23 protein-coding genes are annotated in these 19,332 nt (G+C 74.5%); 9 read left to right on the top strand and 14 right to left on the bottom strand.

Annotation, left to right across the window (positions count from 1 at the left end):
- The first annotated feature begins 64 nt into the window (after positions 1-64).
- Together OG937_36450 and OG937_36445 are read left to right on the top strand one after the other, a co-directional pair.
- The gene (locus tag OG937_36450; protein ID WUD76800.1) at positions 65-598 is read left to right on the top strand and encodes a GNAT family N-acetyltransferase; all 534 of its coding nucleotides are present in this window, start codon (positions 65-67) and stop codon (positions 596-598) included.
- A gap of 51 nt (positions 599-649) precedes the next feature.
- Positions 650-1,456 (top strand): ATP-grasp domain-containing protein, encoded by an 807-nt coding sequence (locus OG937_36445; protein ID WUD76799.1) that lies wholly within the window; start codon positions 650-652, stop codon positions 1,454-1,456.
- Positions 1,457-1,474: 18 nt separating this feature from the next.
- Here the strand turns inward: OG937_36445 and OG937_36440 are convergent, their stop codons facing one another.
- Positions 1,475-1,987, bottom strand: coding sequence for a rhodanese-like domain-containing protein (locus tag OG937_36440; GenBank protein ID WUD76798.1), 513 nt, complete (start codon positions 1,985-1,987; stop codon positions 1,475-1,477).
- 94 nt (positions 1,988-2,081) lie between these two features.
- Here OG937_36440 and OG937_36435 point away from each other — a divergent pair, with 94 nt between their 5' ends.
- Complete coding sequence (locus OG937_36435; protein ID WUD76797.1) at positions 2,082-2,531, top strand: Lrp/AsnC family transcriptional regulator; 450 nt, start codon at positions 2,082-2,084, stop codon at positions 2,529-2,531.
- Here the strand turns inward: OG937_36435 and OG937_36430 are convergent.
- From OG937_36430 to OG937_36420, 3 genes are read right to left on the bottom strand one after another with little or no spacing between them, the layout of a single operon-like run.
- Positions 2,496-5,498, bottom strand: coding sequence for an SMC family ATPase (locus OG937_36430; GenBank protein WUD76796.1), 3,003 nt, complete (start codon positions 5,496-5,498; stop codon positions 2,496-2,498). The two genes, OG937_36435 and OG937_36430, sit on opposite strands and share 36 nt — an antisense overlap.
- On the bottom strand, positions 5,498-5,752 hold the full coding sequence (locus OG937_36425) for a hypothetical protein (GenBank protein ID WUD76795.1): 255 nt from the start codon (positions 5,750-5,752) through the stop codon (positions 5,498-5,500). The genes OG937_36430 and OG937_36425 overlap by 1 nt, the downstream gene beginning before the upstream one ends.
- Positions 5,752-6,912 (bottom strand): exonuclease SbcCD subunit D, encoded by a 1,161-nt coding sequence (locus tag OG937_36420; GenBank protein WUD76794.1) that lies wholly within the window; start codon positions 6,910-6,912, stop codon positions 5,752-5,754. Before OG937_36420 ends, OG937_36425 begins: the two co-directional genes overlap by 1 nt.
- Positions 6,913-7,104: 192 nt before the next feature.
- Here OG937_36420 and OG937_36415 point away from each other — a divergent pair, with 192 nt between their 5' ends.
- Positions 7,105-8,715 (top strand): serine/threonine protein kinase, encoded by a 1,611-nt coding sequence (locus OG937_36415; GenBank protein WUD76793.1) that lies wholly within the window; start codon positions 7,105-7,107, stop codon positions 8,713-8,715.
- A 22-nt stretch (positions 8,716-8,737) separates the two neighbouring features.
- On the opposite strand, the gene OG937_36410 is transcribed toward OG937_36415, so the two are convergent.
- Positions 8,738-9,367 carry a YigZ family protein gene (locus tag OG937_36410; GenBank protein ID WUD76792.1) on the bottom strand — a complete coding sequence of 210 codons (630 nt, stop codon included), beginning with the start codon at positions 9,365-9,367 and terminating at the stop codon, positions 8,738-8,740.
- A 73-nt stretch (positions 9,368-9,440) separates the two neighbouring features.
- Between OG937_36410 and OG937_36405 the strand changes: the two genes are divergently transcribed.
- Both OG937_36405 and OG937_36400 read left to right on the top strand, forming a co-directional pair.
- Positions 9,441-9,848 (top strand): CoA-binding protein, encoded by a 408-nt coding sequence (locus tag OG937_36405; GenBank protein WUD76791.1) that lies wholly within the window; start codon positions 9,441-9,443, stop codon positions 9,846-9,848.
- 70 nt (positions 9,849-9,918) lie between these two features.
- Complete coding sequence (locus OG937_36400) at positions 9,919-10,449, top strand: GNAT family N-acetyltransferase (GenBank protein ID WUD76790.1); 531 nt, start codon at positions 9,919-9,921, stop codon at positions 10,447-10,449.
- Here OG937_36400 and OG937_36395 read toward each other — a convergent pair.
- Genes OG937_36395 through OG937_36385 form a run of 3 tightly spaced genes read right to left on the bottom strand, consistent with a single transcriptional unit; the run spans position 10,424 to position 12,410 of the window.
- Entirely contained in the window at positions 10,424-11,242 is an 819-nt protein-coding gene (locus OG937_36395; GenBank protein WUD76789.1) for a GNAT family N-acetyltransferase, read from the bottom strand. The genes OG937_36400 and OG937_36395 overlap by 26 nt on opposite strands.
- Positions 11,239-11,796 carry a YbaK/EbsC family protein gene (locus OG937_36390; protein ID WUD76788.1) on the bottom strand — a complete coding sequence of 186 codons (558 nt, stop codon included), beginning with the start codon at positions 11,794-11,796 and terminating at the stop codon, positions 11,239-11,241. Before OG937_36390 ends, OG937_36395 begins: the two co-directional genes overlap by 4 nt.
- 41 nt (positions 11,797-11,837) lie before the next feature.
- A complete protein-coding gene (locus OG937_36385) occupies positions 11,838-12,410 on the bottom strand; it encodes an XRE family transcriptional regulator (GenBank protein ID WUD76787.1) in 573 nt (190 codons plus the stop codon).
- A gap of 95 nt (positions 12,411-12,505) precedes the next feature.
- Between OG937_36385 and OG937_36380 the strand changes: the two genes are divergently transcribed.
- The gene (locus tag OG937_36380; GenBank protein WUD76786.1) at positions 12,506-13,369 is read left to right on the top strand and encodes a DMT family transporter; all 864 of its coding nucleotides are present in this window, start codon (positions 12,506-12,508) and stop codon (positions 13,367-13,369) included.
- Positions 13,370-13,436: 67 nt separating this feature from the next.
- Positions 13,437-14,009 carry an XRE family transcriptional regulator gene (locus OG937_36375; protein ID WUD76785.1) on the top strand — a complete coding sequence of 191 codons (573 nt, stop codon included), beginning with the start codon at positions 13,437-13,439 and terminating at the stop codon, positions 14,007-14,009.
- Between the two features lie 28 nt (positions 14,010-14,037).
- Here the strand turns inward: OG937_36375 and OG937_36370 are convergent, their stop codons facing one another.
- The 3 genes from OG937_36370 to OG937_36360 all read right to left on the bottom strand — a co-directional run bounded on the left by OG937_36370 (position 14,038) and on the right by OG937_36360 (position 16,931).
- Complete coding sequence (locus tag OG937_36370; protein ID WUD76784.1) at positions 14,038-15,111, bottom strand: NAD(P)/FAD-dependent oxidoreductase; 1,074 nt, start codon at positions 15,109-15,111, stop codon at positions 14,038-14,040.
- An 82-nt stretch (positions 15,112-15,193) separates the two neighbouring features.
- On the bottom strand, positions 15,194-15,970 hold the full coding sequence (locus OG937_36365; GenBank protein WUD76783.1) for an acyltransferase: 777 nt from the start codon (positions 15,968-15,970) through the stop codon (positions 15,194-15,196).
- Between the two features lie 40 nt (positions 15,971-16,010).
- Positions 16,011-16,931: a pseudouridine-5'-phosphate glycosidase gene (locus tag OG937_36360; protein WUD76782.1), complete on the bottom strand. Its 921-nt coding sequence runs from the start codon at positions 16,929-16,931 to the stop codon at positions 16,011-16,013.
- A 56-nt stretch (positions 16,932-16,987) separates the two neighbouring features.
- Between OG937_36360 and OG937_36355 the strand changes: the two genes are divergently transcribed.
- Positions 16,988-17,521, top strand: coding sequence for a gamma carbonic anhydrase family protein (locus tag OG937_36355; GenBank protein ID WUD76781.1), 534 nt, complete (start codon positions 16,988-16,990; stop codon positions 17,519-17,521).
- A gap of 19 nt (positions 17,522-17,540) precedes the next feature.
- On the opposite strand, the gene OG937_36350 is transcribed toward OG937_36355, so the two are convergent.
- The 3 genes from OG937_36350 to OG937_36340 form a co-directional block, all read right to left on the bottom strand.
- Positions 17,541-18,194, bottom strand: coding sequence for a DedA family protein (locus OG937_36350; GenBank protein ID WUD76780.1), 654 nt, complete (start codon positions 18,192-18,194; stop codon positions 17,541-17,543).
- Positions 18,195-18,361: 167 nt separating this feature from the next.
- On the bottom strand, positions 18,362-18,565 hold the full coding sequence (locus OG937_36345) for a hypothetical protein (protein ID WUD76779.1): 204 nt from the start codon (positions 18,563-18,565) through the stop codon (positions 18,362-18,364).
- A 210-nt stretch (positions 18,566-18,775) separates the two neighbouring features.
- Complete coding sequence (locus OG937_36340; protein WUD76778.1) at positions 18,776-19,216, bottom strand: SMI1/KNR4 family protein; 441 nt, start codon at positions 19,214-19,216, stop codon at positions 18,776-18,778.
- Between the last annotated feature and the right edge of the window lie 116 nt (positions 19,217-19,332).

Here is a 19,332-nt window from a genome sequence, read left to right as displayed (position 1 = left end):
GCGGGGACCCGCCCGCGGGGAGCGGCGGGGTGGATAGGGTGAGGTGCATGGGGGTGTCACGCGGATGATTCCGAATGCTGCGCGGGAAGACGGCCGCCTGGTGCTGACGCACGGGCGGGTGGTGCTGAGGGAGCAACTGCCGGAGGAAGCGGCGCAGCTGGCCGACGGCAAGCCGGCCGGGCTGGAGTGGATCGACGGCGGGCCGGGCGAGGGCACGATCATCGCGGCCGGGATGTTGACGATCGCGGCGGCCGCCGCGGTGTACGCCCCGGGGTGGGGGCTGTTCGTGATCCAGCGGACCGACGACGGCCTCGCGCTCGGCGGCATCGGCTTCCACGGTCCGCCCTCCGCCGTCGACGGCCTGGTGGAGATCGGCTACGACCTGTCGGAGTCCGCGCGCGGCGTGGGCTGGGCGACGGACGCCGTGCTGGTGCTGTCCCGGTGGGCGCTGAGCCGTGCCGAGGTGCGCACCGTGCTGGCGACCACGGATCCGGGCAACCGCGCCTCGCAACGGGTGCTGGAGCGGGCCGGTTTCGGGCGGGTCGCGGACCGGGACGCCCAGTGGGCGTACGAGCTGCGGCCGGCCGGGGTGGTGTGACGGCGTAATGCGCGCTCGCGTCACCCGCCGGGTGCGCCACCATCGGTGACCGTGAACACCGTGCACCCGTCCCGGACCCTCTTCCTCTCGCCGCGCGTGACCGCCACCGGCCACGCGCTCGCCGCGGCCGCCCACCGGCGCGGCATGGCGACGCGTACCCTCCCCACGTGGCGGGTGCCGCAGGACGCGCTCGACGCCGTGGGCCCGTCGCTGTACGCGGGGCCGCTCTTCGCGGACGCGGTGGCGGCGGACCTGGGCCTGGGGCTGCTGGAGGCCGACGAGGACTGGCTGGCCCGGCTGCCGTGCGAACTCGTGGGGCGGCGGGTCGAGTTCACCACCCTGGCGGAGGCCCGCGGGCTGCGCCGGCCCGCCTTCGTGAAGCCGCCGAACGACAAGAGCTTCCCGGCCCGTGTGTACCCCGACGGCAGCGGCCTGCCCGGTCCGGACGCGGTGGACGACGACGCTCCCGTGCTGGTGAGCGACATCGTGGCGTTCGCCGTCGAGTACCGGCTGTTCCTGCTGGACGGCGAGGTCGTCACGGGCAGCCGCTACGCGGCCCGCGGTGACCTGGACGTGGCGCCCCTGGACGGCGACCCGGCGGCCGGCGAGGTCCGGGACTTCGCCCGACGGCTGTTCGCACCCGGCGTGCCGGAACTGCCCGGCGCGGTCGTGGTCGACGTCGGCAGGACCGCTGACGGCTGGGCGGTGGTCGAGGCCAACGCGGCCTGGGCGAGCGGGCACTACGCCTGCGACGCCGACGCCGCGCTGGACGTCGTCCTGCGGGCCGCGGCGCCGCTCGCCGGGTGGGGGCCGCGGGACCGCCGGTTCCTGCGCCCGGCCGTCTCCGTCGTCCGCTGAGGCCGCCGCGCGGCGGCCTCAGCAGCCGCAGTCGTCGCCGCCCACGGGCGCGGTCAGCGGATCGGCCGGGCGCCGCGAGGTGCCGTCGGCCGTCTCGTGGGCGAAGCCCTCACGGATCCAGTACTCCATGCCGCCGAGCATCTCCTTGACCCGGTAGCCGAGGCTCGCCAGGGCGTGCGCGGCGCGGGTGGCGCCGTTGCAGCCGGGCCCCCAGCAGTACACGACGACGGGCACGTCGCGGTCGAGGAAGGCCGCGGCGAGCCGGGGGACGTCCGCGGTGGGCAGGTGGACGGCGCCCGGGACGTGGCCCTGCTCCCAGGCCTGGGTGGAACGGGAGTCGACGACGACGAAGCCGGGTCCGGTGCCGCTCTCCGCCGCCGTGGCGAGGGCGGCCGCGACGTCGGACACGTCGGCGTGAAGGGCGAGGCTCGCGGCGAAGTACGCGGCGGCGTCGGCCGGAGCGGCGGGCGGGACGCGCAGCACGGGGTTGTCTGCCGGGGCGGAGGCGGGGGCAGCGGTCTGTGTCGTCATGGCGGCAAATCTACGAGCCGCCGACGCCGGCCTGAAGGGTCGTTCCCCGGCGTCCGTCTTGCCCGGCCGGGGAAATCACTGGTACCCAGGGGGCATGACCGTGGATTCCCTCGACGCCACCGACTGGCGCATCCTGGACGCCCTGCAGCACGACGGCCGGGCCAGCTACGCCGAACTGGCGCGTGCCGTGTCGATGTCACCGAGCGCGGTGACCGAGCGGGTCCGGCGGCTGGAGGAGGCGGGGGTGATCACGGCGTACACGGCCGTCGTGGACCTGGAGCGGATCGGCCGCCCGATCATGGCGTTCGTCCGGCTGCGCTACCCGCACGGCAACTACAAGCCGTTCCACGATCTGCTGGAGTCGACCCCGGAGATCCTGGAGGCCCACCATGTGACGGGCGACGACTGCTTCATCATGAAGGTCACCGCCCGCTCGATGCGTCACCTGGAGGAGATCACCGGCCGCGTCTCGGGCCTGGGCTCGGTGACGACGAGCGTCGTCTACTCGTCACCGCTCGCCCGCCGTGCGGTGGCGCAGGGCTGACCCCCGCTGCCCCTTGACCACCTGCAACTGGGCGGGGACGCGCTGCCGGAGCTCGGCCACGTGACTGACGATGCCGACGGCGCGGTCCCGTTCGCGCAGGCCGTCGAGGACGTCCAGCACCTCGTCCAGGGTCTGCTCGTCGAGGCTGCCGAAGCCCTCGTCGACGAAGAGCGTGTCGAGGCGGGCGCCGCCCGACTCGTCCGTGACGACGTCCGCGAGACCGAGGGCGAGGGCGAGGGAGGCGAAGAAGGTCTCGCCGCCGGAGAGCGTGGCGGTGTCGCGCTCGGTGCCCGTCCAGGCGTCCACGACCATCAGTCCCAGGCCCGACTTGACGTTGCGTGAGGCACGGGCGTCGGTGTGAACGAGGGTGTAGCGCCCGGCGGACATCCGGTGCAGCCGGACGCTGGCCGCGGCCGCGACCTGTTCCAGCCGGGCGGCGAGCACATAGGTCTCCAGCTCCATGCGCAGCGTGTTCTCCCCGGCGCCGGTGGCCAGGTCCGCCAGGCGTCGCAGCCGCGCGTACTCCTCGCGGGCCGGGGCGAGCGCCCTGGTACGGCGCAGCGCCTCGGCCCGCAGCCGGTCGAGGGCGTCGCGGGTGGTGTGCGCGGCGGACTGGCGGGCGGCGGCCCCGCGCAGCCGTACGGTGGCGGTCTCGACGGCCCGCCGGGCCGCGTCGGGGTCGGCCGGCGGCAGCGCGGCGGCCTCGGCCAGGTCCAGGGCGGTGAGTTCGGCGGTGACCGCGGCCTCCTCGCGGCGCCACTCCTCCGCCCGTTGCCGCAGCCGCCGCAGTTCCGTCTCCGGCTGTACGGCGTCGGCCGCCGCCTCGGGCGTGGGGAAACCGGCCTTGTAGGCGGCGTCGGCCAGGTCGGAGTCCGCCTCCTTCAGCGCGCGGGCGGAGTCCTGCCCGGCGCGGGCGGCCCCGGCCGCGGTGGCGGCGCGCTCGGCGTCCGCCGCGAGCCGGGCGCGGCGCTCGGCGACGGTGGCGTACGGCCCGCGGGCCCGCGCCAGCCGGGCGGTGAGCTCGGCGTCCTCCTGGTCGAGGAGCTCCCGGCGGGTGGTGAGGGAGGCGAGCCGGTTCTCGGCCTCGTTGCGGTCCGCGGAGCGGCGGGCGTGCTCCGCCAGGGCCCGGTCGAGCGCCTGGCGCGCCTCGGGGGCTCGCGCGGCGGCCCGCACGGCGGACCGGTGCTCCTCCTCCAACGCGGCGTGCGCGGCGGCGAGTTCGGGCTGCGGCTCCGGTCCCGCGGCGGCGAGGGCCGCATCGTGGGCCGCGGTGAGGCGTACGACCTGATCCTGCGCGGTGTCCCGGGTGGCGGCGGCCCGCTGCTGGGCCTCCTGCGCGGCCTCCTCGTCGGCGCGGCCCACCTGGCGGCCGGTGGGGCGGGCGGGGTGCGGGTGCTCGGTGGCGCCGCAGACAAGGCAGCCCTCACCGGGGCTGAGCTGCGCGGCCAGTTCGGCGGCGATGCCGTTGATGCGGGCCTCGCGCACGTCCTGCCAGTGGTCGCGGGCGTCGGCGGCGGCGTCGCGTGCGGCGCGCAGCCGGTCCTGCGCGGCGAGCAGCGCGGTGGCGTGGGTGTCGCGTTCGCGGGCGGCGTCGAGGCGGCGGCGGGCCCGGTCGAGGACGCCGGAGAGCTCGGCGGCGCGGGTGGCGGCGGACTGGGCGGTGTCGACGGCGCGTTCGTGGCCGAGGCGCGCGGCCTCCCAGCCGTCCAGCCAGGCGGCCGTGTCGGCGATCAGCCGCTCGTCCTCGGCGGCCTCGCGCTCCACGCGCCCGCGGTCGTGGGCCAGTTCGGCGGCGCGCTGCTCGGCCCGGCCGGCGTCGGCGAGGCCGCCCAGCTCCTCGCGGAGCCGGTTCTCGTGCTCCGCGAGCTGTTCGGCGCCCGCCTCGTACTGCTCGGCGGGCAGGCCCGCGCGGGCGGTGCGCTCCTCGACGGCCGCACGGGCCTGCCGGGCGGCGGCCCGCTCGCGCAGTTCCAGGGCGGGCACCACGGTCGCGGCCCGCTCCGCCGTCTCCAGCAGCCGCTGTTCGCGGGCGCGGGTCTCGCGCTCGCCGGCCATGTCGCGGGCGCGGCGCTCGGCCGCGGCGTGCCGGCGCTGCCGGACGGCGAGTTCGCGTACCGCTTCGGCCTCGCGCTGAGCCTGCTCGTGCGCGCCCTCGGCGGCGGTCACGGCGAGGTCGGCGACGTCGACGCGTTCGTGTGCGGTGACGGCCAGCACGGCCGCCCAGCGCAGGATGTGCGGGGCCAGTTCCGGGTCACCGGCCGCGACACCCTCCGGCAGCGGCCCGACCAGGGCCTCCGGGTCGTCACCGGCCGCTTGGCCCATGCGCTCGGCGAGCCGCTGCAGTTCGTCGTCCCCGGCGGCGACCCGCTGCTCGGCGGCCCGCCGCCGGGCCCGCAGCCACTCCTCGACGGCCTTGAAGCGGCCGGTGTCGAAGAGCTTGCCGAGCAGGGCGGCCCGGTCGGTGGCGGTGGCCCGCAGGAAGGTCGCGAACTCGCCCTGGGGCAGCAGCACGACCTGGCAGAACTGCTCCCGGCTCATGCCGATGAGCTGCTTCAGCTCCTCGCCGGCCTCCTGGTGGGACTTGCTGAGCGCCCGCCACTCCCCCGCCGTGTGCTCGCGCAGCAGGGTGACGGCCTTCTCCATCGTGAAGCCGGTGCCACGCTTCTTGGGGCGCGGCTGCTCGGGGCGCCGGGTGATCTCCAGCCGCCGTCCGCCCACGGTCAGGTCGAGCACGACCTCGGTGAGCGTGTCCTCCTCGGCGTGGTCGCTGCGCAGCCGGTTGCCCTGCCGGCTGCCGGGGACCCCGCCGTACAGGGCGAAGCACACCCCGTCGAGCACGGAGGTCTTGCCGGCGCCGGTCGCACCGTGCAGCAGGAACAGCCCGGCCGAGGACAGCTCGTCGAAGTCCACGGTGTGGCTGCCGGCGAACGGCCCGAAGGCGGTCAGGGTCAGACGGTGCAGGCGCATCAGTCGGTCTCCGCCCGTACGGCATCGCTACGGACCGCGTCGAACGCGTCCCGCAGGACGCCCCGCTCCGCGGTGTCGGGCCCGGTGCCCGGCCGCACGCGGCGCCGGGCACCCGCCGCCCGCCCACCGCCCACGGTGGGGCCGGGCACGACGGCGGCATGATCGCCGCACGGCCGATCGCCCCACCGCGCGCCGGCCGCGCGGCTGACGGCGAACGACCCGAGGGCCGTGAAGGCCGGACGGTGCAGGCGCATCAGTCGGTCTCCGCCCGTACGGCATCGCTACGGACCGCGTCGAACGCGTCCCGCAGGACGCCCCGCTCCGCGGTGTCGGGCCCGGTGCCGCGGACGTGGGCCACGAAATCCTCGGCGATCTGCCGGTCGGAGCGGCCGCGCAGGCGCTGCGCGTACGAGGCGTGGGGGTCGGCGTCCGTACGCTCGGGCTCGAAGGCCAGCGCGAGGGCGTGCGGGAAGCGTTTGCGCAGGCGGGCCATGGGCTCGTGCGGGCGGTGCGGGTCGGTGAGGGTGGCCTCGACCCAGGAGTCCTCGTGCCGTTCGTGCGCCGGGTCCTCCAGAAGTTCCTCGATGCGGCCGCGGATCCGGGCGAGCGGCCGGGGCACGGGGCAGTCGACCCGCTCGGCGGCCACGGAGCCGTCGGCGCCGAGGTCGACCAGCCACATGCTCTTGCGGTGGTCGGCCTCGGAGAAGGAGTACGCCAGCGGGGAGCCGGAGTAGCGGACGCGGTCGGTGATCGTCTGGCAGCCGTGGAGGTGGCCGAGGGCCACGTAGTCGACACCGTCGAAGACGCCCGCGGGCACGGCCGCCACGCCGCCGACGGTGATGTCCCGCTCGCTGTCGCTGGGCGCGCCGCCCGCGACGAAGGCGTGCGCCAGCACGACCGAGCGGGTGCCCGCGGGGCGTGCGGCCAGGTCGGCGCGGACCCGCGCCATGGCGGCGCTCAGCACTTCGGTGTGCCCGGCCCGGTCGAGGGTGAACTCCTCCCGCACCAGGGCGGGTTCGAGGTAGGGCAGCCCGTACAGGGCGACCGGCCCGTGCGCGTCGGCGAGCACGACCGGCGTCGCGCACCCGGCCGGGTCGGTCCGCAGGTGGATCCCGGCGCGGTCGATGAGCCCGGAGGCCACGCCGAGCCGGCGGGCCGAGTCGTGGTTGCCGGAGATCATCACCGTGGGCACGCCGAGGTCGGCGAGCCGGTGCAGCACGTCGTCGAAGAGCTCGACGGCGGGCAGCGACGGCAGCGCCCGGTCGTAGACGTCGCCGGCGACGAGGACGGCGTCGACGCGCTCCGCCCGCACCGTCGCCACCAGGTGGTCGATGAACGCCGCCTGGGCGTCGAGCAGCCCGACCCGGTGGAAGGACCGCCCCAGATGCCAGTCGGAGGTGTGCAGCAACCTCACCGTGGCTCTCCCGCCCGCATGTTCCGTTCCTCCGGCTCACGTTCCGCATGCTCCGCACGGGCCCCGGTGTCCCCACCGGTCCCGTAGGCTCCGAGAGCAGGCTATCGGCCACCACTGTCAGCGCGCCGCGGGAGTCCGAATTCGGGCAAGGTCGGTCAAGCCGTGTCCCCGCCCGCCCGTACGATAACCGCCATGACGGCGAGCGACTCCGGCAGACGACTGATCGACGGCCGCTTCGAACTGCTGGAACGACTGGGCGGCGGCGGCATGGGCCTGGTCTGGCGGGCCCTCGACACCGCCCTGCACCGCGAGGTCGCCCTGAAGGAAGTACGGCCGCCCGACCCGGACTTGGCCGAGACCGACCCCGAGGCGGCGGCGAAACTGCGGGAGCGCGTACTGCGCGAGGCCCGCGCGCTGGCCCGGGTGCACCACCCCAATGTCGCCACGATCCACCACATCGTGGACAGGACGGACCTCCCGCACCCGTGGCTCGTGATGGAGCTGGTGACCGGCGGCTCCCTGCAGGACCGGCTGGCCCGTGGCCCGCTGACCCCGCCGGAGGCGGCCACGGTCGGCCGCGGCGTGCTGGCCGGGCTGCGCGCCGCGCACGCGGTCGGGGTCCACCACCGCGACGTGAAGCCCGCGAACGTGCTGCTGCGGCCGGACATGACGCCGGTCCTCACCGACTTCGGCATCGCCACGCTCCGCGACTCGACCCGGCTGACGACCACCGGCGGCCTCATCGGCTCGCCCGAGTACATCGCCCCCGAGCGCATCCGCGGTGAGGAGGGCAACCCCGCCTCCGACCTGTGGTCGCTCGGCATGCTGCTGTACGTCGCGGTGGAGGGCGTCCACCCGCTGCGCCGCGAGACCAGCATCGCCACGCTCGTCGCCGTCCTCGACGAGCCCCTGCCGCCCCCGGTGCGGTCGGGGCCGCTGGCCCCCGTGCTCACCGCCCTGCTCGTACGGGACGCCGCCGCCCGGCCCGACGCAGACCGGCTGGACCGGATGCTGGCCGACGTCGAGCGCGGCACGCCGCCCGCTCCCGCGCCCGTGGACGCGGCGCCCCCCGGTTTCGGGCCCGCCCCGGCCTCGTACCCGCCGATGGCGCCCCACCCGTACCACCCCCCGCAGCCGCCGACCCGCCCCACCCCGCTCCCCTCGGCCCGGCGCGGCGGCCGTGCCGGGCGGGTCGTGGCCGCCGCCACCGCCGTCGTGGCCGTGGGGGTCGCGGGCGTCCTGCTGTACACCCTCGTCCCGGGGCTCCACGGCGGAGACGCCGACGCGAAGGAGAAGGGCGGCCGCACGGGGACCCCGAAGGGCACGCACTCCTCCGGCCCCGGCACCCCCGGCACGGCGGCGCCCGAGAAGCTGCTCTCGGTGGCCGGGGGCCGCTCGATGGCGGACGTCGTGAAGTCGGTCTCGGGCGGGACCAAGGTGGTCGACCTGACCCTCTACGAGGACTACGCGATCTTCAAGGCACCGAAGAAGTCGGACACCGCGGTGTACGACGGCTACATGTACCGCGACGGCGAGGTGTCGGAGTGGGGCAGCAAGGGCACCATCGATCCCGACGACACGGTCATCGACCTCAAGACCGTCAGCTGGGACACGCTCCCGGTCCTGATGGGCCGCGCGGACAAGGACTGCAAGGTCGAACACCCGAAGATGAGTTACGTGATCGTCAAGCCCGACATCATCAGCGACAAGCCGTCCCTGTACTACTACCGGGTCGACGACTACCGCACCTGCTTCATCGAGGCCACCGTCAAGGGCAAGGTCACCTACGTGAACCCCGAGTGACCTCCCGGACGGGCCCAGGCCGCTACACGTCCACGAAAGCGCTGCCCGACACCTCGACGCCCGCGGTCCCGGCGGAGGCGTCGGCGAGCCAGCTCCGGAAGGCCGCCAGTTCCTCCTCCGGCACGCCCAGCTCGATGCGCACCTCCGCCGCGCCGTAGGCGACGCCTCGTACGGTGCGGCCGGCGGCGCGCAGGTCGTTCTCGATGCGCCCGGCCCGCTGGTGGTCGGCGACGACGGTGACCAGCGCGAGCTTCTGCCGCTCGACCGTGCCGAGCTCGTCGAGCGCCGCCGACACGGCACCCCCGTAGGCGCGGACCAGACCGCCCGCGCCCAGCTGGATGCCGCCGTAGTAGCGGGTGACGACGGCGACGACGTCGCGGACCTCTCGGCGCAGCAGCACCTGCAGCATCGGGGTGCCGGCGGTGCCGCCCGGCTCGCCGTCGTCGCTCGCCTTGTGGATCCGGCCCTCGGCGCCGATCACGTACGCGTAGCAGTTGTGCGTCGCCCCGGCGTGCTCCTTGCGGACACGGGCGATGAACTCCTGCGCCGCCTCCTCACCGGGCACCGGCGCCAGTGCGCACAGGAACCGCGAGCGCTTGATCTCGCTCTCGTGGACGTGCTCTCGCCCGATCGTCAGATACCGCTCCACCACCCCGCCACCCTACGGGAACAGTCAGGTGCGTCCTCTGGTTGACTGCTGCGGATCGGAATCGAGGGAGGACGACGTGTACGGAGACGACGCGACGGTTCGGAAGATCCTGACCGGCCTCGGCGACACCTGGGCCGTGGTGGGGCTGTCCAACAACGCCTCACGGGCGGCGTACGGCGTCGCCGCGGTGCTGCAGCGGTACGGCAAGCGCGTGGTGCCGGTGCACCCGAAGGCCGAGACCGTGCACGGCGAGCAGGGTTACGCCTCGCTGGCCGACATCCCGTTCCCGGTCGACGTGGTGGACGTCTTCGTCAACTCCGACCTGGCCGGTGCCGTCGCGGACGAGGCCGTCGCGATCGGCGCGAAGGCGGTCTGGTACCAGCTCGGCGTGATCGACGAGGACGCGTACGAGCGCACCCGGGGCGCGGGCCCGCTCATGGTCATGGACCGCTGCCCCGCGATCGAGATCCCCCGGCTCGGCTAGCCGCCGGGGCTCCCCAGAGGTGTCGGAAATCCGCTGCGTACGGCCTGATGCCCTGTTGTAGCGTGCGCACATGCCCGGTCCCGTACGCCCTGCCCGACCCGATGACGCCGCCGAGCTGGTACGGCTGCGGCGGCTGATGTTCCTGGCCATGAGCGGGCGGGACGAGCCCGGTCCGTGGGAGGCGGCCGCCGAGGAGCGGGCGCGCGAGCAGCTCGGCGGGGGCGGCGCGAGATGGCTGGGGGCGTTCGTGGTGGACGGCGACCCCGCGGTCGCGGACGGGCCGCACCTGGCGGCGTGCGCGGTGGGCCGGGTCGAGGAGCGGCTGCCCGCGCCGGGGCACCCGGCGGGCCGGTTCGGCTTCGTCTTCAACGTCTGCACCGACACCCGTTACCGCGGCCTGGGGTACGCGCGGGCGACGACGCAGGCCCTGCTCGCGTGGTTCGCGGAGCAGGGCGTGACCCGCGTCGACCTGCACGCGACCCCGGAGGCGGAGCCGCTGTACCGCAGCCTGGGGTTCGCCGAGCACTCGATCCCGCTGTCGCTGGACCTTTCGCCCGCCCCGTCCGGGCGGCCCGTCAGGGGACGGACGGCTCCGCGATGAGCGCCGTCGCGACCCGGCGGAAGCCGAGCCGGGCGTAGATCCGGGCGACGTCCTCGTCCCCCGCGGAGAGGAACACCGTGGTCAGCCCGCGTTCGCGGGCGTCGGCGACGAGCGCGCCGGTGACCGCGAGGGCCAGGCCGCGGCGGCGGGCGCTGGGCAGGGTGCCGACGCCGACGATCTCGCAGACCTCGCCCACGGGGTTGTACTGGCCCGCGCACAGCGCGGTGCCGTCCTCGACGGCCGCGGCGTGGACGGTGAGCCCGGCCCGCAGGCGGGCCTCCGCGGTCGCGACGAGTCCCGGGGCGGCGTGCAGCGGGAGCGCGGCGGCGAGTTCCGCCCGCCCGGCGGTGCCGATGGCGGTGCCGGGCTGCGCGAAGGCCAGGTGCGGGACGGTGAGCGCGCTGGGCAGCGCGGGGTCGCCGGGCCGGAGCAGCCGTACGCCGACGTCCGCGGGGAGTTCCGGCGGCGGTGACGGGACGAGCGGATCCAGCACCATCAGCGGGTGCTCGTGCACGGCCAGGCCGGACGCCTGCGCCGCCTCCCGGAGGCCGGGGGTGGTCTCCGCGACCCACTCGAAGCACTCGGGCACGCCCAGCTCGCGCTGGCGGGCCCGGACCCGGTCGACGTCGGCCCGGCCGACGGTGCCGTCGGCGCCGGGCGTCGGGCGGGCGTAGAAGGGCCAGCCGACGCCCTCGCGCACGAAGAGGGTGAGCGGGCCGTGCTCCTCGGCGCGGGCGCCCGCGCGGGGCACGGCGTCGTAGTAGCGCTCCAGGCGGTCCAGCAGCTCCGTCACGCGGGGAGTCCCAGCCCTTCCAGCAGTTCCACGCCGGGCAGCGAGGCCAGCGCCTTGCCGGGCACGAGCAGTTTGCCGCGCCGGCGGCCGCTGCCGATGATCACGTACGGCGTGTCCGCGACCGCTGCGTCGACCAGCAGCGGCCAGTCGGCGGGCAGCCCGATCGGGGTGATGCCGCCGTACTCCATGCCGCTCTCGCCCACGGCGGTGTCCATCGGCGCGAACGAGGCCTTGCGGACGCCGAGATGACGCCGCACGAGGCCGTTCACGTCGGCGCGCGTGGTGGCGAGGACGACGCAGGCGGCGAGCGTCACCTCCCCGCCGCGCTTGCCCGCGACCACCACGCAGTTCGCGGACTGCTCCAGGGCGACCCCGTACGTCTCGGTGAAGACCGCGGTGTCGGCCTTCTCGGGGTCGGTGTCGACCAGCAGCAGCTCCTCGACGGGCACCTGCCCGCTCCAGGCGGTCAGTGCGGCCGCGACGGGGGCCGGCAGCAGGTCGAGCTGCTCCACTGCGGGGTGGACGTCGGTGAAGGTGCCGATGGGTGCGCGCATGTCCGGAACGCTAACAAATCCCGGGAGTTGGCGGTGCCGTCTCACTGGGGGGCGGGGACGGAGATGGCCAGCGTCATCTCCGTCACCTCGGTGCCCCGGTTGCGGTAGCCGTGCGGCGCCGCGGCCTCGAAGCTCGCGGTCGTCCCGGCGGGCACGAGGTGCTCCTGCCCGTCGACGACGAGGGTGAGCTCGCCCTGGTCCACGCGGATCAGTTCGACGGTGCCGGGTGGGTGCGCGTCCGAGTCGTGGCCCTCGCCCGGCATGATCCGCCAGGACCACATCTCCAGCGGTCCCGGCGCCTGCCCGCCGGCCAGCAGCAGACCGCGGCTGCCGGCGGGGGTGCTCCACAACTCGACGGCCTGGTCGGCGGGGACCAGCCGCACCTTGGGCCCGTCCGCGTAGTCCAGCAGGTTCACCAGGCTCGCGCCGAGCGCGTCCCCGATGCGGACGATGGTGCCCAGGCTCGGGTTGGTGCGCGCCTGCTCGATCTGGATCAGCATGCCGCGGCTGACGCCGGCGCGGGCGGCGAGCGCGTCGAGGCTGTAGCCCCGCTCCAGGCGCAGGCGCTTGACGTTGCGCGCGAGCGACTGGGCGATCAGGTCGAGGTCCGGCACCGTACCGTCCAATATGATGAATGCAGGAGTTCACTTCACTGCACTACTGTGGGGTGTACTGCACTGTTCACCGTACTGTACTGCGAGGGAGCCCCATGACCGCGGTCTTCGCCCTGGCCACCAGCCTGCTGTGGGGTCTCGCCGACTTCGGCGGCGGGCTCCTCACCCGCCGTTTCCCGGCGCTCACCGTGGTCGTCGTCTCCCAGGGCGTGGCCGCCGTCGTGCTGGGCGCGGTCGTCGTCGCGACGGGCGGCTGGAGCGAGGCCTCCCCGCGCCTGTGGTTCGCGGTGGCCGCGGGCCTGATCGGCCCGGTCGCCATGCTCTGCTTCTACCGCGCGCTCGCCCTCGGCCCCATGGGCGTCGTCTCGCCGCTGGCCACGGTGGGGGTGGCGGTCCCGGTGAGCGTGGGGCTGCTGCTCGGAGAACGCCCCGGGACCGTGCAGTACGCGGGCATCGCGGTGGCCGTCGTGGGCATCGTCCTGGCCGGCGGGCCCGAGTTGCGCGGGGCGCCCGTACAGCGGCAGGCGGTGGTCATGACCCTGGTCGCGGCCTTCGGTTTCGGCGCGGTCATGTCGCTCGTGGCGGAGGCGTCCCACACCGTGACCGGGCTCTTCCTGGCGCTGTTCGTCCAGCGCGTCTGCAACGTCGCCGTGGGCGGGGCTGCCCTCGCGGTCTCCGTGCGGCGGGGCGCGCCGTCGCTCCCCGAGGGCGGCCTGCCGACGGTGTGGCGCAGCCTGCCCGCGCTGTCCTTCGTGGGCCTCGCGGACGTGGCGGCCAACGGCTCCTACGCCTTGGCGGCGCACCACGGCCCCGTCGCGGTGGCGGCCGTGCTGGCCTCCCTCTACCCCGTCGTCACCGCCCTCGCCGCCCGGGGCGTCCTCGGCGAGCGGCTCCGCCCCGTCCAGGCCGCCGGCGCCGGCCTCGCCCTGGCGGGATCGGTCCTGCTGGCGGCGGGCTGACGACGTACGGCCGGCCCGCCGGTTGCCGCGCTTGCAATCCCCCATGCCGTCTCGGCAACCTGAGGGAATGGACGTCACGAGGAAAGAGGTGCTGGACGCCGTCGGGCCCCGGCTGCGGGAGCTGCGGCGCCGCCGCGGCATGACCCTGGCCGAGCTGGCCGAGCGGACGGGGATCAACGAGAGCACCCTGTCCCGCCTCGAGGGCGGGAGCCGCAAGCCGACCCTGGAGCTGCTGCTGACCCTGGCGGAGGTCCACGCGGTGCCGCTCGACGAGCTCGTCGGCGCGCCCGGTACCGGCGATCCCCGCATCCACCTCCGGCCGGTCACCCGCGACGGCCTGACGTACGTGCCGCTGAGCCGACCCGGCGGGATCCAGGCGCACAAGCTGCTGATCCCGCCGCATCCGGGTACGGAGCCCGAGTTGAAGACCCATGAGGGCTTCGAATGGGTCTACGTCCTGGCCGGACGCCTGCTGCTGCTCCTCGGCGACCGGCGCGTGGTGCTGAAGCCGGGCGAGGCCGCCGAATTCGACACCCACGTCCCGCACCGGCTCGGCCCCGACGGCGAGGACCCCGTCGAACTGCTCGTCCTGTTCGGGCGGCAGGGCGAGCGAGCCCATCTGCGGGCCCGCACCGCCTGAGGCCGGGGCGACCGGGGCGACGGGGGAGTCACGCTCCCGGCAGCGGGTCCAGGCCGTGCCGGCGCGCGCCGAGCACGCGCCGCGTGACCTCCGCCTCCATCCGCCCGCCGAACACCTCGGCGCCGGCGGGCCGGCGGGCCCGGGCCGCCGCACGGGCGTCGTCCGTCAACAGGTCCATGACGATCGCGGCGGCCGCGGTCGTCCCGGCCGCCGCGGCAGCAGGGACGCCCGCCATCAGGTCGCTGACGTTCCCCGCGGCCCACACGCCGTCGACGCCAGTGAAGCCGGAGGCGTCCACCGCGAGTTGCTCCCCGAAGCCCGCCGGATGCTCCCGCACGGTCAGGCCGAGACCGCCGAGGAAGGACGCCCGTGCCGTGAAGCGCGGGGCGACCGCGAGCACGCGGACCGGCACCACGTGCCCGGAGCCGAGGCGCACCCCCGCCAGCCGGTCCGCGTCGTCGGTCTCCAGACCGGTCACCACGCCCTCGACGACGCCGACGCCCAGACCGGCGAGCTGTTCCCACTGATCGGGCGTCAGATCGGCGCCGGGTGCGAGGAGCAGCGTCACGTCCTGCGACAACTGCCGGAACAGCAGGGCCTGGTGGAAGCTCCCGAGGACCCCGACCGCGGTGTCCCGCGCCTCCCAGCCGTGGCAGAACACGCAGTGCAGCACGTCCCTGCCCCACCGCTGCGCCAGCCCGGGCACGTCCGGCAGCTCGTCGACCAGGCCGGAGGTCACCAGCACCCGCCGCGCCGCCACCCGCCGCCCGTCCCCGCACACGACCACGAACCGGCAGCCGTCGCGCTGGATGTCCGTGACGCGGCCGCTGACGACGCGGCCCCCGTAGGAGGCGACCTCCTCCCGCCCCTTGCGCAGCAGTTCCAGCGGGGCGACGCCGTCGCGGCCCAGCAGGCCGTGTGCCGCGGCGGCCGGGGCGTTGCGGGGCTCGCCCGCGTCGATCACCAGCACCGACCGCCGTACGCGTGCCAGGGTCAGCGCGCCGGACAGACCGGCGGCGCCTCCCCCGACGACCACCACGTCCCACACGCCGCCCGGTACCTCGGTGTTGTCGTCGCGGTTCTCGCTGTTGTTGTCGTCCATGACCGCACGATCACGCCGGCCGCGGGCGGGAGGCAACGTTCCATGCCGGTTCGGCAAGAAACGCCGCGGACGCCCGGACCGGTCAGGCCTCGGAGGTGAGCTTCTCCTCCAGCCCTGAGAGGAGTTCCGGGTCGAGCCCCGCGAGCGCGGCCAGCTGCTGGTGGGTCGCGCCGGCGGGCACCGGCACCGGGGCGGGCGTCCGCAGCGGCGGCTCCCACCCCCGCTCGGGTGTCCAGCGCCGGACGACCCGCGCCGGCGCGCCCGCCACCACCGAGTGGTCGGGGACCTCGCCCCGCACGATCGCCCCCGCCGCGACGACGACGTTCCGCCCGATCCGCGCCCCCGGCAGGACCACCGCGCCCGCGCCGAGCCAGCTCCCCGAGCCGATCTCCACGGGCGCCGAGCGCGGCCACTGGCGGCCGATGGGCTCGTGCGGGTCGTCGTAGGAGTGGTTGTCGCTCGTCACGTAGACGTACGGCCCGCAGTAGACGTCGTCGCCGAACACGACCGGCCGGGAGGCGATCACGTGGCTGCCGCGGCCGAGGACGACGCCGTTGCCGAGCCGGACGACGGGGTCGGGGCCGAGGTCGAGGCCGGGCATCATCCCGGCCGTCAGGGTGACCTGTTCGCCGATGATGCAGCACTCGCCGAGGTGGATCCAGCGCTCGCCGAAGATCGTCCCCTGCGGGAACGCCAGCCGGGTGCCCGCGCCGATCCGGCCGAAGCGCAGCGGGCCGGGGAGCTCGGCGGAGACGGCACCCGCGTCCTGGACCCACCGCCAGCCGCGGTGCACCAGACGCGAGGCGGCCCGGCGGCGCCAGGCCGCCGCGGAGGAGAACAGGTTCTCGTTTTTCGGCACCCGCTCACCGTACCGAGGGCGCCGGGGCCCGGCCGGGCGATCAGATGTGATGTGCGCCGCGTTCCGTCCACGCGACGGCCACCTGTGCGGCGAGTCGGACGTTGCCGCGCACGGCGGCGAGGTTCGCCTCCAGGCTGGCCCCGCCGGTGTGCTCGACGAGATGACCGAGGAGGAACGGCGTGACGGCCTGCCCCGTGACGCCCTCGCGTTCGGCGGCCGCCAGCGCCTGCGCCAGCACGCGGTCGTGCAGGGCCGGGTCGAGTTGCTCGTGCTCCGGCACGGGGTTGGCGAGGATCACGGCGGACGGCGGCCCGTCGAGGTCGTCCTGGGCGGCCATGACGCAGGCGGCCTCGCCGGGCGTGCCGACCGTCCAGTCCACGGGCTGCCCGGAGCCGCTGAGGTAGAAGCCGGGGAACTCGCTCGTCCCGTAACCCACGATGGTGACGCCGAGGGTCTCCAGGCGCTGCAGGGTGGCGGGCACGTCGAGGATCGATTTCACCCCGGCGCACACGACGGTGATCCGGGTGCCCGCGAGCAGCCTCAGGTCGGCGGATTCGTCCTGCTCCTCGGTCCAGCCCCGGTGCACGCCGCCCAGTCCGCCGGTCGCGAAGACGCGCAGCCCGGCGCGGGCGGCGAGGAAGGCGGTGGCCGAGACGGTGGTGGCGCCGCTGGCGCCGGTGGCGACCGCGACGGGCAGGTCGCGGTGGCCGAGCTTGCGCATCCCCTCGTCGCCGGCGATGCGCTCCAGGCCCTTCCCGTCGAGCCCGATGCACGGCACGCCGTCCAGCACCGCGATCGTCGCGGGGACGGCGCCGGCCTCGCGCACGGCGGCCTCCAGCTCCAGCGCCACCTCGTGGTTGCGGGGACGGGGCAGGCCGTGGGAGATGATCGTCGACTCGAGGGCGACGACCGGGGCACCGGTTTCCAGCGCGATGATCACTTCGTCGGAGAACTTCAGCACGCAGTACGCGCTACCCGCCACGCGAGGGGCGCAATCACCGGACTACGGTGATCCCCATGACGGAGAGAGCCTTGATCGCGGACGTCGCCGGGCGTACGCCCCACCTGGACCCCGCCGCCTTCACCGCGCCGACCTCGGTGGTGCTGGGCGACGTGACGCTGGCCGCCGGCGCGAGCGTCTGGTACCACACGGTGCTGCGCGGCGACTGCGAGTCGATCAGCGTCGGCGAGGGCAGCAACGTCCAGGACAACTCCACGGTGCACGCCGACCCCGGGTTCCCGGCGGTGATCGGCGCGGGCGTCACGGTGGGCCACAACGCGGTGCTGCACGGCTGCGTCGTGGAGGACGACGTGCTGGTCGGCATGGGCGCCACGGTCCTCAACGGCGCGCACATCGGCACCGGCTCGCTCGTCGCGGCGGGCGCGCTCGTCCCCCAGGGCATGCGGGTGCCCCCGGGGTCGCTGGTGGCGGGCGTACCGGCGAAGGTGCGCCGTGAGCTGACCACCGAGGAGCGCGAGATGGTCCGGATCAACGCCGAGCACTACGTCCGGCTCGCCGACGCCCACCGGGCCGCCTTCGCCCGGGACTGACCGCCCCGGGACCGACCGCTCAGTCGGCGGCCGCCGCCACGGCGTCCGCCTCCGGCGCGGCCTCGTGGGCCTTCGCCGCGGCCTTGGCCCGGCGCCGCACGACGAGGAACGAGCCGAGGCCGATCAGCACGGCGGCCGCCAGGCCGATCCAGGAGAAGCGCTTGAGCCACGGCTCGGCGACGATGCCCACGTAGTAGATGACGGCCGTGGTGCCGCCCGCCCACACGATGCCGCCGAGGACGTTGGCGACCAGGAACTTCCAGTACGGCATCTTCAGCACGCCCGACAGCGGGCCGGCGAAGATCCGCAGCAGCGCCACGAAGCGCCCGAAGAACACCGCCCACATGCCCCAGCGCGTGAACGACGCCTCGGCGGTCGCGATGTGCGCCGGCGAGAAGTGCTTGGGGAAGCGCCGCCCCAGCCGGTCCAGCATCGGCCTGCCGCCCCGCCGGCCGATGGCGTAGCCGATCGAGTCGCCCACGATCGCCCCCGCCGAGGCGCAGACGCCGACCACCCACGGGTCCACGTGCCCCTGGGAGGCGAGCAGGGCCGAGCTGACGAGGATGATCTCGCCCGGCAGCGGGATGCCCAGGCTCTCCAGGCCGATCACCAAGCCCACCAGCAGGTAGACGCTGACCGGCGGGATCGTGCCGAGCCACTCCTGGACGTGCAAGGCCGCTTCCTCCCCCTAGGGCGGTCGGATGTCGGTCGGCGCGCCGGTGCGCGCACGTCGTTGCAGGGTATCCGACGTGCAGCCCGGCGCGTCGCCTCCAGCATGCCGGGCCCCTCGGGGAGTGCGCGGTGGCCGTGTGTTCCCGCGAGGGACGCCGCGGCCGACGCTCAGCCCTGCACCAGCACGAGGATCCCACCGGCCAGCAGAAACAGCCCGCCCCCGAGGGCGATCCAGCCGAGCACCCCAAGAACCGCCGGCCGCAGGATTACCAGCGCGGATGGCACGGCCTCCGCGCCCATCTGCCGCCGCCGCAGACCAAGCGCCCGCGCCCCGGCGAGCAAGCCGAGAAATCCCGTAAGAAGATACGCCATCACAACCCCCTTCGATCACCCGTAAATGCTTTGCACGTCACAGCGCAACTCGATGGCATACGCCCTGGCCCCAGCACCCGAACGGGATAAAAAGATGCTTTTCGCAGTTTTCTCGACACGTGCCGCTAGTTCCGCCGACTGTCGACGTGAATATATTTGCGGCTTATCGAGATCGACGCACCCAACCTCGCCCACCGAACCTCTCCTTGGCTAGTAGTTTTCGTACCAATCATCTCCGCCTTCGCGGAGGCGGCGAGCAAGGTAATCTCCCAGGCCGTTCGCGACCCACTTACGACTATCACTCTCGTGCTGCCATACGAAAATATCCGCCCTGGCGGGGTGGAGCACGAAGGCAAACTGGTCCCCGCCGCCGTTATCGCCGAAGAAGAGAAAGGAATCAAAGGGCATATAGAGCTCGGCGAAGGAACTACTCTGCCGAAATTTCAGGTTCCCCTGGACGATCCTCTCCAGCGACCAGACGGCATCTGAACTCGTTTGCCCCACAATCCCATCCGTCTCGGCAAGGAGGCCCTTGAGCTCCACCGGAATGGACTCCCCCAGCAAACGTTCGGCTTCGTCAAGGCCAGCAGGGAGTACCGGGTCCTTGAACCTCGCTCCGGCATAAGCCTCTGTGGCCAACTCTCTCCACATAAGAATTCCCCTTCACTCGATTTCCCGTCCTGCGACGTCAGGATACAACATCCGACCTCGCCCCGCCTCTAAGCCACACCGAGGCGGGACGAGGTCGGATGAAAGAGCCGGTCGGC

Source organism: Streptomyces sp. NBC_00510, from assembly GCA_036013505.1.
Classification (GTDB): Bacteria; Actinomycetota; Actinomycetes; order Streptomycetales; family Streptomycetaceae; genus Actinacidiphila.
The sequence above is the reverse complement of the archived record's forward strand: the minus strand, read 5'-3'. Positions and strand labels throughout refer to the sequence as shown.

Excerpts from the sequence above, each read along its gene's own strand:
- OG937_36430 (WUD76796.1), bottom strand. The coding sequence starts at position 5,498 with ATGCGCCTGCACCGTCTGACCCTGACCGCCTTCGGGCCGTTCGCCGGC.
- OG937_36340 (WUD76778.1), bottom strand. The coding sequence starts at position 19,216 with ATGTGGAGAGAGTTGGCCACAGAGGCTTATGCCGGAGCGAGGTTCAAG.
- OG937_36380 (WUD76786.1), top strand. The coding sequence starts at position 12,506 with ATGACCGCGGTCTTCGCCCTGGCCACCAGCCTGCTGTGGGGTCTCGCC.
- OG937_36450 (WUD76800.1), top strand. The coding sequence starts at position 65 with ATGATTCCGAATGCTGCGCGGGAAGACGGCCGCCTGGTGCTGACGCAC.
- OG937_36400 (WUD76790.1), top strand. The coding sequence starts at position 9,919 with ATGCCCGGTCCCGTACGCCCTGCCCGACCCGATGACGCCGCCGAGCTG.
- OG937_36415 (WUD76793.1), top strand. The coding sequence starts at position 7,105 with ATGACGGCGAGCGACTCCGGCAGACGACTGATCGACGGCCGCTTCGAA.
- OG937_36425 (WUD76795.1), bottom strand. The coding sequence starts at position 5,752 with ATGCGCCTGCACCGTCCGGCCTTCACGGCCCTCGGGTCGTTCGCCGTC.
- OG937_36345 (WUD76779.1), bottom strand. The coding sequence starts at position 18,565 with ATGGCGTATCTTCTTACGGGATTTCTCGGCTTGCTCGCCGGGGCGCGG.
- OG937_36370 (WUD76784.1), bottom strand. The coding sequence starts at position 15,111 with ATGGACGACAACAACAGCGAGAACCGCGACGACAACACCGAGGTACCG.
- OG937_36435 (WUD76797.1), top strand. The coding sequence starts at position 2,082 with ATGACCGTGGATTCCCTCGACGCCACCGACTGGCGCATCCTGGACGCC.
- OG937_36355 (WUD76781.1), top strand. The coding sequence starts at position 16,988 with ATGACGGAGAGAGCCTTGATCGCGGACGTCGCCGGGCGTACGCCCCAC.
- OG937_36375 (WUD76785.1), top strand. The coding sequence starts at position 13,437 with ATGGACGTCACGAGGAAAGAGGTGCTGGACGCCGTCGGGCCCCGGCTG.
- OG937_36390 (WUD76788.1), bottom strand. The coding sequence starts at position 11,796 with ATGCGCGCACCCATCGGCACCTTCACCGACGTCCACCCCGCAGTGGAG.
- OG937_36440 (WUD76798.1), bottom strand. The coding sequence starts at position 1,987 with ATGACGACACAGACCGCTGCCCCCGCCTCCGCCCCGGCAGACAACCCC.